Annotated in this window: 12 protein-coding genes and 1 tRNA gene; 11 read left to right on the top strand and 2 right to left on the bottom strand. The window is 66.2% G+C overall.

Annotation, left to right across the window (positions count from 1 at the left end):
- Positions 1-187: 187 nt before the first annotated feature.
- Positions 188-277 (bottom strand) — tRNA-Ser (locus AC1RPL_RS02320).
- Positions 278-404: 127 nt separating this feature from the next.
- On the opposite strand from AC1RPL_RS02320, the gene AC1RPL_RS02315 reads away from it, so the two are divergent.
- The 11 genes from AC1RPL_RS02315 to AC1RPL_RS02265 all read left to right on the top strand — a co-directional run bounded on the left by AC1RPL_RS02315 (position 405) and on the right by AC1RPL_RS02265 (position 10,237).
- The gene (locus tag AC1RPL_RS02315; protein ID WP_493067639.1) at positions 405-1,430 is read left to right on the top strand and encodes a lytic murein transglycosylase; all 1,026 of its coding nucleotides are present in this window, start codon (positions 405-407) and stop codon (positions 1,428-1,430) included.
- Positions 1,414-2,577 carry an SPOR domain-containing protein gene (locus AC1RPL_RS02310; RefSeq protein WP_493067638.1) on the top strand — a complete coding sequence of 388 codons (1,164 nt, stop codon included), beginning with the start codon at positions 1,414-1,416 and terminating at the stop codon, positions 2,575-2,577. Before AC1RPL_RS02315 ends, AC1RPL_RS02310 begins: the two co-directional genes overlap by 17 nt.
- Positions 2,578-2,594: 17 nt before the next feature.
- Entirely contained in the window at positions 2,595-3,761 is a 1,167-nt protein-coding gene (locus AC1RPL_RS02305; protein ID WP_493067637.1) for a D-alanyl-D-alanine carboxypeptidase family protein, read from the top strand.
- Between the two features lie 161 nt (positions 3,762-3,922).
- Positions 3,923-4,870, top strand: a complete 948-nt coding sequence (locus AC1RPL_RS02300) for a DNA polymerase III delta subunit-related protein (RefSeq protein WP_493067636.1) — start codon at positions 3,923-3,925, stop codon at positions 4,868-4,870.
- Between the two features lie 51 nt (positions 4,871-4,921).
- A complete protein-coding gene (locus tag AC1RPL_RS02295; protein ID WP_493067635.1) occupies positions 4,922-5,248 on the top strand; it encodes a hypothetical protein in 327 nt (108 codons plus the stop codon).
- Positions 5,249-5,393: 145 nt separating this feature from the next.
- Positions 5,394-6,893 carry a methionine--tRNA ligase gene (gene metG / locus AC1RPL_RS02290; RefSeq protein ID WP_493067634.1) on the top strand — a complete coding sequence of 500 codons (1,500 nt, stop codon included), beginning with the start codon at positions 5,394-5,396 and terminating at the stop codon, positions 6,891-6,893.
- On the top strand, positions 6,890-7,669 hold the full coding sequence (locus AC1RPL_RS02285) for a TatD family hydrolase (protein ID WP_493067633.1): 780 nt from the start codon (positions 6,890-6,892) through the stop codon (positions 7,667-7,669). The genes metG and AC1RPL_RS02285 overlap by 4 nt, the downstream gene beginning before the upstream one ends.
- Complete coding sequence (locus tag AC1RPL_RS02280) at positions 7,666-8,433, top strand: MBL fold metallo-hydrolase (RefSeq protein WP_493067632.1); 768 nt, start codon at positions 7,666-7,668, stop codon at positions 8,431-8,433. Before AC1RPL_RS02285 ends, AC1RPL_RS02280 begins: the two co-directional genes overlap by 4 nt.
- Positions 8,430-9,074 (top strand): retropepsin-like aspartic protease family protein, encoded by a 645-nt coding sequence (locus AC1RPL_RS02275; protein ID WP_493067631.1) that lies wholly within the window; start codon positions 8,430-8,432, stop codon positions 9,072-9,074. Before AC1RPL_RS02280 ends, AC1RPL_RS02275 begins: the two co-directional genes overlap by 4 nt.
- Before the next feature lie 57 nt (positions 9,075-9,131).
- Positions 9,132-9,911: a nucleoside triphosphate pyrophosphohydrolase gene (gene mazG / locus AC1RPL_RS02270; protein ID WP_493067630.1), complete on the top strand. Its 780-nt coding sequence runs from the start codon at positions 9,132-9,134 to the stop codon at positions 9,909-9,911.
- Positions 9,908-10,237, top strand: coding sequence for a low molecular weight protein tyrosine phosphatase family protein (locus tag AC1RPL_RS02265; RefSeq protein WP_493067629.1), 330 nt, complete (start codon positions 9,908-9,910; stop codon positions 10,235-10,237). The genes mazG and AC1RPL_RS02265 overlap by 4 nt, the downstream gene beginning before the upstream one ends.
- Positions 10,238-10,241: 4 nt before the next feature.
- Here the strand turns inward: AC1RPL_RS02265 and hflX are convergent, their stop codons facing one another.
- Entirely contained in the window at positions 10,242-11,531 is a 1,290-nt protein-coding gene (hflX, locus tag AC1RPL_RS02260) for a GTPase HflX (RefSeq protein WP_493067628.1), read from the bottom strand.
- Between the last annotated feature and the right edge of the window lie 8 nt (positions 11,532-11,539).

Genomic DNA, 11,539 nt, shown 5'->3' with positions numbered 1-11,539 from the left:
GGTAAAAACGCCCAAAATAAATGCTATTCCCAGAAACGGGTCATGCTGCTGAGATACAACGAGTTCTTTGGATGTGAGCCGAGGGACCAGCGCAAAATGTCACATGGACTGTGGCCTGCTGGACACAGATACCTCAGGCACGCGCGGTCACAGGTCGGAAATGCGTGGAAAATTTTTGGAAAAGTTTTGGCGGAGAGGGTGGGATTCGAACCCACGGTGAGCTTGCACCCACGGCGGTTTTCAAGACCGCTGCCTTAAACCACTCGGCCACCTCTCCGCGCGCAGCCTCCGCTATCGCGATCGGCGACGATCCGCCACAATTTGTTGACGAATGCCCGCGGCAGGGGGTTCTGCATTGTGTCGCCCTGTGGCACAAAAAGCGCATGCGGGGACGGAGTAGTGTGATGCGTAGCCTGTTGGCACTTGGTGTAGCCGTGATCGCGGCGGCGCCGGTGAGCGCGCCCGCGATCGCCCAGGACGAGAGCGGCTTCCAGACATATCTGGGTGATCTCGCGCGCCAGGCGGCAGCCGAGGGAGTGAGCCGGCGGACGATCGACGCGGTGATCCCGACGCTTACCTATAATGCGCGCGTCGTGGCGCTCGACCGGCAGCAGCCCGAGACCGCGCCCAACGCACCGATCTCCAATTTCGAGCCGTATCGTCGCGCCCATGTCGATGCCGCGCGAATCAGCCAGGGGCGCGCCGCCTATCAGCGCCAGCGCTCGCGGCTGCAGCGGATCGAGGCGGAGACCGGTGTCCCCGAATCGATCATGGTCGCGATCTGGGGCCACGAAACCAATTACGGGCGGGTGATGGGCGGATTCGACCTGCCGCGCGCGCTCGCCAGCCTGGCCTATGAAGGCCGCCGGCGCGACCTGTTCGCCAGCGAGTTCATCGCCACGCTCAAGATGGTCGATCGCGGGGTGCCGCGCGAGAAGCTGGTCGGGAGCTGGGCAGGGGCGTTCGGCGGCCCGCAATTCCTGCCCTCGGTCTATCTCCGACTCGCCCGGGACGGCGACGGCGATGGCATGGCCGATATCTGGACGAGCGAAGCGGACACGCTCACGTCGATCGCCAACTACTTCGTCAATGCCGGCTGGCGCCCGGGCCAGCCCTGGGGCTTCGCGGTGACCGTGCCCGCGACGCTCAATCGCGCCGTGCTCGCGACCAGGACGACGGCGCCGCGCTGCCCACGCGTGTTCGATCGGCATAGCCGCTGGAAGACCATGGCGGAGTGGCGCGCGCTCGGAATCGTGCCGCAGACCCGCGCCTGGCCGGCCGATAATGTCCAGGCGACGCTGATCGAGCCCGACGGGCCGGGCAAGACCGGCTATCTGCTCACCGGAAATTATCGCGTGATCCTCGACTATAATTGCTCGAATTTTTACGCTTTGTCGGTAGGTCTCCTTGCCGATGAGGTCGAACGCTAGCATTTTCGCACTCCCGCTCCTGGCTGCCCTGTGTGGTGGAGCGCCGAGCCATGCCCATGTTTTCCAGCGGGGCTCCGTCGGGGCGCAGGCCTATGGCGGTCCCCAGTCCCAACCCGACGCGCAGGCGACGGAGACGTGGCGCGCCGCGGACGGCACGATCCGTTCGCGCCCCGCGCGCCAGCAGCCGCAAGCGCAGCCGGCGCCCGAGCCGGTGGTGCAGCAGCCCCAACCCCAATATGAGCCACAGCCGCAATGGGCCGATCCCGCGCCGGCGCCGCAGCAATCGAGTGCGCCGGGCGCTTCCTATGCGGTTCCCGGGATCGCTCCGGTGCGCCAGACCCGCCGGGCACCCGCGCCGGTCGTCCAGCAACAGGCGCCGCCGTCGCTGCCCCAGGACTATGGCGACCCCACCGCTGGCGTGGCCGGCCCGGCCGGTTCGTCGCAGCCGGCACCCGGCGAAACCCCGCGCTATGACGAGATCGGTTATGCCGGCGTCCGCCCGGTAAGCGGCGCGGCAGATCAGGCGGTGGTGGCGATGCACCGCTCGCTGCCGGCGAACTCCTATGTCGAAGTCACTTCACTGGATACCGGCAAGACGATCCTGGTGCTCGTCACCGGCACCGATCCGGGTGCCGACCATCCTATCGACCTTTCTGCCGGCGCCGCGCGGCTGCTCGGGGCGAGCGGCGATAGCGTCGGCGTCCGTATCCGCAGCGTGAACCCGCCCGCGATGGACAAGAACGCGCTGCAGGCGGGCCAGCCCGCCGGCGCGCGGGCCGATGCGCCGCAGGTGCTGCTCACCGCGCTGCGCAAGCGCCTGCCGAACCCGCCCAGCTATGCCAGCGCCGCGCCGCGTACGCCCAGCTACAGCCCGCCGCGGACCACCGCGCCGCGCCCGGCGCCGGTTCGTAGTGCCCCGCCAGCGGCTCGGCCGGCCGCAAACGGCAAGTATATCGTGCAGGTCGCCGCACTTTCTAACGCTGCCCGTGCACAAGCGCTTGCCCAAAGCCTAGGCGGGTTCGTAAAGCCGGGTGGCGGGCTCTATCGTGTTCAGCTCGGTCCTTTCGCTACGGCGGGTGAGGCCGATGCGGCACGGCGGCGTGCCGCGGGCGCGGGCTATGGAGATGCACGCGTCCAAGCCAACTGAAAGGCCGGACGGACCACATGAAGAAGCTTCTGCTCGCCGCATCGTTCCTTGCGCTTGCCGCCGCCCAGTCGACGAACGCGGCCGGCCCGCCCTTCGATACGCCGGCGCCGATCGCCTATATGGAGGATCTGTCCTCCGGCGCGGTGCTCTATGCCAAGGATGCCGATCGCCGCATCCCGCCGGCATCGATGGCGAAGATGATGACGGTCTATGTCGCATTCGACCTGATCAAGAAGGGCGACCTCAAGCTCGACAGGCAGATCGAGGTGCAGCCCGAGACCTGGAAGAAGTGGCATTCGCAGGGCTCGACCATGTTCCTGGCGGTGGGCGAGAAGCCGACCGTCTCCGACCTGCTCAAGGGCATCGTCACGCTTTCGGGCAATGATGCCTGCGTCGTGCTTGCCGAGGGCATCTCCGGCACCGAGGAAGCGTTCGTCCAGCGGATGAACGAAGCTGCCAAGAAGCTTGGCCTCAGCAACAGCCATTTCGGCACGTCGAACGGGTGGCCCGACGAAGGCCGCACCTATGTGACCGCGCGTGACCTGGCGCATCTCGCCAAGGCGACGATCCAGGACCATCCGGATCTCTACAAGCAATATTATGCGCTGCCGAGCTTCACCTGGGGCAAGACGCTGGGGGCCGGCAACGACATCAGCCAGTCGAACCGCGATCCGCTGCTCGGCAAGGTGCAGGGTGCCGATGGCCTCAAGACCGGCCATACCGATGAGGCCGGCTATGGCTTCACCGGGTCGGCCGAGCAGAATGGCCGTCGCCTGGTGATGGTGGTCGCCGGGCTCGACACCTATGGCGGCCGCGCCGAGGAATCGGTCAAGTTCATGAACTGGGGCTTCCGCGCCTGGCAGGCCCGCCCGCTGGTCAAGAAGGGCCGCAAGGTGGGTGAAGTGCAGGTGCAGGGCGGCACGTCGGGCAGCGTCGGCGTGGTCGCCCCGCGCGACCTGACCGCCACCGTACCGGCGGGCACAGCACCCGAGATGCAGGCACGCATCGTCTATAACGGCCCGGTCCCGGCCGGCTTCAAGGCGGGGGACCATATCGCCGACCTGGTCGTCGATTCGCCAGGCCTGCCGTCGCAGACCGTGCCGCTGGTCGCGGAGAAGGACATCGGCGAGGCGGGCTTCTTCGGGCGCGCCTGGCGCGGGTTCTGGTCGCTGTTCGGGGCGTAACGCTTGAAACTCCCCTCGCTTGAAGGGAGGGGTTGGGGGTGGATTGCGCGCGAAGCGAGCCGACTGCCCTCGCCATCGAAGCCGCCATCGAGGGATCGAGCCTCGCTCTCGGCAGACCTACCCCTTGCCCCTCCCTGGAAGGGAGGGAAACAAGAGACGCGATGCCCCTGATCGGCAATGAACATGCCCGCGAGGCACTTGCCGCTGCCATGGCGAGCGGAGCGCTGCACCATGCCTGGTTGATCGCCGGGCCCGAAGGGGTGGGGAAGGGCATGTTTGCCCGGGAGGTGGCATTGCGCCTTCTCGCGAAGAACAATTCCCAGCCGATCGAGAGCCATGAGCATCAGATCGCCGCCGGTGCGCATCCCCGGTATCGCGAGCTGGTTCGCCTGCCCAAGGATCCGGACAAGCCCGACGAAGCGCTGGCGCGCAGCATCACGATCAACCAGGTCCGTTCGCTGCAGCCATTCTACGCACGTCATCCCGAAGCGGGGGAACATCGCGTCGTGGTGATCGACGCGATCGACGATCTCGAGCGGGGGGGCGCCAACGCGCTGCTCAAGAACCTCGAGGAGCCGCCGGTAGGGACGGTCTTCCTGCTGGTGAGCCATGCGCCGGGTCGGCTGCTGCCGACGATCCGCTCGCGCTGCCGGCTGCTGCGCTTCGAGGCGCTGGCGGACGCGGATGTCACGGCGATCCTGCGCGAGCAGCTGCCCGACGCAACGAGCACCGAGATCGCGGCGCTGGTCAAGGCGGGGGAGGGTTCTCCCGGTCGCGCCCTGGGCTTCGCCGGGCTCGATATCGCCACGATCGAAGCGGAGATGGCGGCTCTGGCCGATACCGGCGATCCTTCCAACATGATCCGCTCGCGCCTCGCCAAGCTGCTCGGCAGCAAGGCCGCGCAGCCGCGCTACGAGGCGTTCCTCGAGCGCGCGCCGAGCTTCATCGCCGAACGCGCGCGGCCGCTTTCCGGCGATGCGCTGCGTACCGCGCTCGACGCCTATGGTGCGGCGCGCGAGCTGGGCGGGGCAGCGACGGGGCTGTCGCTCGACGCTTCGGCCACCGTCTTCGAGATGGGTGGCATCCTCGCCCGGCTGGGACGCGTTTAACGCGGCCTTAGGCAGAGCGGCTTATTCCGGACCCGAAACAGGGGATCGGACATGACCAGCATCACGGGTATCGTCGGCACCTCCAGCATCGGCGCCAGCGCTGGGGCGACGTCGCAGGCCAATGGCCCGAGCGACACAAGCTTCGATGCGATCCTGGAGGCCTTCAAGAAGGCGGCGAGCCAGACGCCCGAGGAACGCGCCCGCGACGCGGTGCTCAAGAAGCATGACCTCTCGGAAGAGGATTACCAGAAGCTGCCGCCCAAGGAGAAGGAAGCGATCGACAAGGAGGTCGCCGAGGCGGTGCGCAAGGTGCACGAGCAGAAGACAGGGGTGGCGATTCCGGACTCGCCCTTTGCCACCGAGCATATGCTGGGCTGAGCAGCGTGTTCGCCTAGCGAGGCCGGGGCCTAGTTTCGGAGGGCTTGTGAGGGTGGCCATACTCTCGAAGGGAAGAGCCGCGCGCGAACGCGCATATTGCGACGGGGGCGTTGCCGCTCGGGCATCCAGCCTCTAGATGCCCCGGATGGCCGACCCTTTCTACATCACCACCGCGATCCACTATCCCAATGGCCGCCCCCATATCGGGCACGCCTATGAGATGATCGCCGCCGACGCGATCGCGCGCTTCCAGCGCCAGCAGGGCCGCGACGTGTTCTTCCAGACCGGCACCGACGAGCATGGCCTCAAGATGGTCAAGACGGCGCGCGACCGCGACATGACCGCGCGTGAGCTGGCGGACGAGATGTCGTCTTATTTCAGCGAGATGGCCGAGAAGCTCGATATCTCGTGCGATCGCTTCATCCGCACCAGCGAGGCCGAGCATTACAAGGCTAGCCAGGCGATCTGGCAGGCGATGGCCGATGCCGGCGACCTGTATCTCGATCGCTACGAGGGCTGGTATTCGGTGCGCGACGAAGCATTTTACGAAGAGAAGGAGCTCGTCGAAGGGCCGGGGGGCGAGAAGCTCTCCCCCCAGGGTACGCCGGTGGAATGGACTGCGGAGGAGACCTGGTTCTTCAAGCTCTCCAAATACCAGCAGCCCCTGCTCGATCTCTATGCTTCCAACCCGGATTTCATCCGCCCGGAATCACGGCGAAATGAGGTCCTGCGCTTTGTCGAGGGCGGGCTCGTCGACCTTTCCGTGAGCCGCACCAGCTTCGACTGGGGCGTGCCGGTGCCCGGTTCGCCCGGGCATGTGATGTATGTCTGGGTCGACGCGCTGACCAATTACCTGACCGGCGCGGGCTACCCCGACGATCGGGAACGCCTGGCGCGCTACTGGCCGGCGGATATCCACCTGATCGGCAAGGACATCGTCCGCTTCCACGCGGTCTATTGGCCGGCCTTCCTGATGTCGGCGAAGATAGCGCTCCCCAAACAGGTGTTCGGGCACGGCTTCCTGCTCAATCGCGGGGAGAAGATGTCCAAGTCCGTCGGCAATGTCGTCGATCCGATGGCACTGGCGGACTATTACGGCGTCGATGCCCTGCGCTATTTCCTGCTGCGCGATGTGAGCTTCGGCAATGACGGCACGTTTAGCGACGAGGCGATCGTCATGCGCGCCAATGCCGATTTGTCGAACAGCTTCGGCAACCTGGCCCAGCGCACGCTCGCCTTCATCGCCAAGAATTGCGAGGGGCTGGTCGAGACGGGCCGGGCCGAGGATGCCGACGCGGTGCTGATCGCGGAGGTCGACAATGCCTGTGGCGGCTTCATCCGAGGGTTCGAGGATCTCGCGCTCAGCCAGGGTGTTGAGCTGTGGATGACCGGCGTGTTCGCCTGCAACCAGTATATCGACGCGCAGGCGCCCTGGGGGCTGCGCAAGACCGATCCCGAGCGGATGCATGCGGTGCTGCACACGCTTCTGCGTGCGATCCGACGTCTTGCCGTCACGATCGCGCCGGTGGTGCCCGGTTCGGCGCAAAAGCTGCTCGACCAGCTGGGGCGTGAGGGCGATGCGGACTTCCGGATCGCGCCGCCGACCCCCATCTTTCCCCGGCTGGAGCTGAAGGAAGACGCGTGAACCTCGCCGACAGTCACTGCCACCTGATCTACAAGGGCCTGGGCGAGCAGCAGCCCGAGGTGCTGGCGCGCGCCCGGGAAGCGGGCGTAGTCGCGATGCTCAACATCTCGACGCGCGAGCGCGAATGGGACGAAGTGATCGCCGTCGCCGAGCGTGAGGCGGACGTCTGGGCCTCGGTCGGCATCCACCCGCACGAGGCGGACGAGCATCCCGATATCGACGCATCCAAGCTTATCGAGAAGGCGCGGCATCCGCGCGTGGTCGGCATCGGCGAGACCGGGCTCGATTATTATTACGATCATAGCGACCGCGACCGCCAGCGTGCGAGCTTCCGCGCGCACATCGCCGCGTGCCGCGAGACCCAGCTGCCGCTGATCGTCCACACCCGCGACGCCGAGGCGGACACCGCCGAGATCCTGCGCGACGAGATGGGGAAGGGCGCTTTCCCCGGGGTGATCCACTGCTTCACCGCGAGCCGCGAATTCTCGGAGATCGCGCTGGAGCTTGGCTTCTACATCTCGATCTCGGGCATCGTGACGTTCAAGAACGCCAAGGACCTGCAGGATACTGCGGCGCAGCTGCCGCTCGATCGCCTGCTGATCGAGACCGATGCGCCCTTCCTCGCGCCGGTGCCGCACCGGGGGAAGACGGGCGAGCCGGCGTTCGTCGCCGACACCTGCCGCTTCCTTGCCCAGTTGCGCGGCGAGGCCCCCGACGCGCTGGCCGATGCCACCCGCGCGAACTTCCACCAGCTGTTCGCCAAGACCCTGGCATGAAGCTGCGCATCCTCGGCTCGGGGACTTCGTCCGGCGTGCCGCGGATCGGGAACGACTGGGGCGCTTGCGATCCCGCTGAGCCGAAGAACCGGCGCCTGCGTGCCTCGGTGATGGTGTGGACCGAGACAACCTGCATCCTCATCGACACCAGTCCCGATTTCCGTGAGCAGGCGCTGGCCGCCGGCATCGCCGATCTCGATGCAGTGATCTGGACGCACGACCATGCCGATCACTGCCATGGCATAGACGACTTGCGGCAGGTCATGCACGCGCGGGAAGGAGAGCCCGTGCGCGGCCTTGCGCGGCCCTTCACGCTAGAGCAGCTCACGCAGCGCTTCGGCTATGCGTTCAAGGGAAGCAAGCTCTACCGGCCGACGGTGGCGATCGAGCCGCTACCCGACACGATCACGATCGGCGATATCCGGGTGCAGGTGGTGGATCAGCCGCACGGCGGCATTACTTCAGCCGGGCTGCGCTTAGAAAGTAATGGAAAATCTATAGCTTATGCTATAGATTTCAATGAGATGACGCAGGATATGCGTAACTTGTATAAGGATGTGGATGTGTGGGTGGTCGACTGCCTGCGCCGCAAGCCGCATCCGACGCATGCGCATCTGGATGCCGTGCTGGAGTGGGTGAGGGACTTGGCGCCGCGTCGCGCCCTGCTCGCCCATATGGACAATTCGATGGACTATGCGACGCTGATGGCCACGCTTCCCGCCGGAGTCGAGCCAGGCTTCGACGGCATGGAGGTCGCGGCATGACCAACGATCGCCTGCTCCAGCTGCTGTTCCTGCTCGGCGCACTGATGCTCGCGCTGAAGGCACTGTCGGTGCAGCGTATCACGCTCCGGGGATTGGCCCAGACCCTGGTGCTCTGGGGCATTGTCGGTGTGGCGATGGTGATCGTGATGAACCACCGCCAGGAATTGGGCGGGCTGCTCGCGACGGCGTCCGAAAAGCTCGGTTACGAGCAGCAAAGCGTCCAGGGCGAGACGGTGCGCATCAAGATGAGCCCGGACGGGCATTTCTGGGCGCGTGTGAAGATCAACGGCGTCGAGCGGCGCATGCTGGTCGACAGCGGCGCGACGGTAACGGCGATCTCGGCCGACACCGCTGCTGCCGCCGGCGTGAAGCTATCGCTCGCGCCACCAGTGCTGATCGAGACCGCCAACGGCACGGTACAGGCCAAGCCGGCGCGAGCGGACGAGGTGGCGATCGGGCCGCTCGCGACGCAGGACCTGCCATTGGTCGTGGGCGACAGCTTCGGTGATCTCGACGTGCTCGGCATGAACTTCCTGTCGCGGCTCAAATCCTGGCGTGTCGAAGACCGTGTTTTGATCCTCGAACCGGCAAGACGCCGCGAAGAGAGGGTGCTGCTGCCAACCTCCGGCAACCAGGAATAGATTTTACATAATGTATATTATCGATCTTACGGATGTGTTCCGGAGAGGCCCCCTCGCATGACTCCCCCGACTTCTCCCGGCCCTTCGGCCAGCAATATCGAACGGCTGGTTGCGATCATGGCGCGGCTACGCGATCCGGTGAGCGGTTGCGAATGGGATACGGTGCAGACGTTTGCGACGATCGCCCCCTACACGATCGAGGAAGCTTACGAGGTGGCCGACGCGATCGAGCGTGGCGACATGGACGACCTCAAGGACGAACTGGGCGATCTGCTCCTCCAGGTGATCTTCCACAGCCGCATGGCCGAGGAAGCCGGCGACTTCGCCTTGGCCGATGTCGTGGGCGCGATCAGCGACAAGATGGAGCGCCGTCACCCGCATATCTTCCTGGGCGCTAGCAAGGGCGGCCATCACCTCTGGGAACAAATCAAGGCCGCGGAGCGGGGCGCCAAGGGGCATGAGAGCGCGCTGGACGGCGTGGCAGCCGGCCTCCCCGCCCTGCTCCGGGCCGAGAAACTCCAGAAGCGCGCCGCCCGCACCGGCTTCGACTGGCCCGACCCCAGCGGTGCCCGCGCCAAGATTGATGAGGAACTGGCGGAGGTAGACGCGGCCGCTACGCCGGCGGAGATCGAGGAGGAGGTTGGCGATCTGCTGTTTGCAATGGTCAACTGGGCGCGCAAGCTGGGTATCGATCCGGAGGCTGCGCTGCGAGTAGCTAACGCGAAATTTGAGAAGCGTTTCAAGGCCATGGAAGCCGAAGCTGGGGATATGTTCGAAGCGCTGGACCTCGAGGCCAAGGAAGAACTCTGGGTGAAGGCCAAGCTGGCGACGCGATGAAGAATGTCCTGTTCGTCTGCAGCCAGAACCGGCTGCGCAGCCCCACCGCGGAGCAGATCTTCGCCGACCGTCCGGGGATCGAGACGAGTTCGGCCGGCACGAACAACGATGCCGAGAACCCGCTCAGCGCCGAATTGATCGAATGGGCCGACCTGATCTTCGCGATGGAGCGGGAGCATCGCAGCAGGATCCAGAAGCGTTACCGCGCAGCGCTGAACGGCAAGAACATCGTCGTGCTCGGCATCCCCGACGAGTACGAGTTCATGGACCCGGCTTTGATCTCGCTGCTTCGGGCTCGAATGGAGCGGTACCTGCCGGCGCCTTGAGGGCTCAGCCCCGCGTCAGGAACCGCTCATAATCCCGCGGTGCGATCCGCACTTCGTACACTGCCTGCTCGCCGTCCATCCCCTGCTCGAGCACTTCGCCATGCTGGTGGAGCCAGGCCGCGGCGGCGCCGTCGGCAGGATCGAGGAGTATCGTGTAGCGGCGATGGCCCTCGGTGAGGCGGGCGGCGACGGCCTGGATCAGGGCATCCACCCCCTCCCCGGTCACAGCCGAGACCGGCATGACGTCGTCGCGGCGCGCGGCCTCCGCCAGTAGCGCATCGCGAAGCTCGCCTTCGAGCAGGTCGATCTTGTTCCAGGCCTCGAAGCGCGGCGTGGCTTCGGCGACGCCGATATCGGCCAGAACCTGCTCGACATCGTCCGCCTGCGCCTCCGTATCTGGATGGGCGATGTCGCGGACATGGATCAGCAGGTCGGCCGAGACGACCTCTTCCAGCGTCGCCTTGAAGGCGGCGACGAGCTGGGTCGGCAGTTCGGAGACGAAGCCTACCGTATCCGACAGGATCGCCTTGTCGATGCCGGGCAGCGAAATCTGACGGAGCGTCGGATCGAGCGTGGCGAAGAGGAGGTTCTCCGCCATGACGTCACTTCCGGTCAGGCGATTGAAAAGTGTGGATTTTCCGGCGTTGGTATAGCCGACCAGCGCGATGATCGGCCAGGGTGCCCGCTGACGGCGGTCGCGGTGGAGGCTGCGGGTGCGGCTGACCGAATCCAGCTCGCGGCGCAGCCGGGCCATGCGGTCGCGGATCAGCCGGCGATCGGCTTCGATCTGGGTCTCGCCCGGGCCGCCAAGGAAGCCGAAGCCGCCGCGCTGGCGCTCGAGGTGGGTCCAGCTGCGCACGAGGCGGCCGGCCTGGTAATCGAGATGGGCCAGTTCGACCTGGAGCCGGCCCTCGGCGGTGCGGGCGCGCTCGCCGAAGATCTCGAGGATCAGGCCGGTGCGGTCGATCACCTTGCAGCCCAGCCCCGTTTCGAGATTGCGCTGCTGGACAGGAGTGAGGCTGGCATCGAACACGGCGAGCGTCAGTTCCCTGTCGCGCACCGTCTCGGCCAGCGCCTCGACCTGGCCCGAGCCGATCAGCGTGCCCGGCTTGGGTGCGCGGATGCGCAAGGGCACCCGTTCGACCACGTCGACGCCGATCGCCGCGGCCAGGCCCGCCGTCTCTTCCAGGCGTGCTTCAGCATCGCGCGAGCTTCCACCGAGGTCCGGATAGACCACGACCGCTCGCGCGCCCCGGCTGAATTCATCGGGGTCGCGCTCGAAACCAGTACTCATGCTGTGCG

The organism is Sphingomonas sp. GW821-FHT12D09, from assembly GCF_058807215.1.
This window is presented reverse-complemented; position numbering and strand designations above follow the sequence as displayed.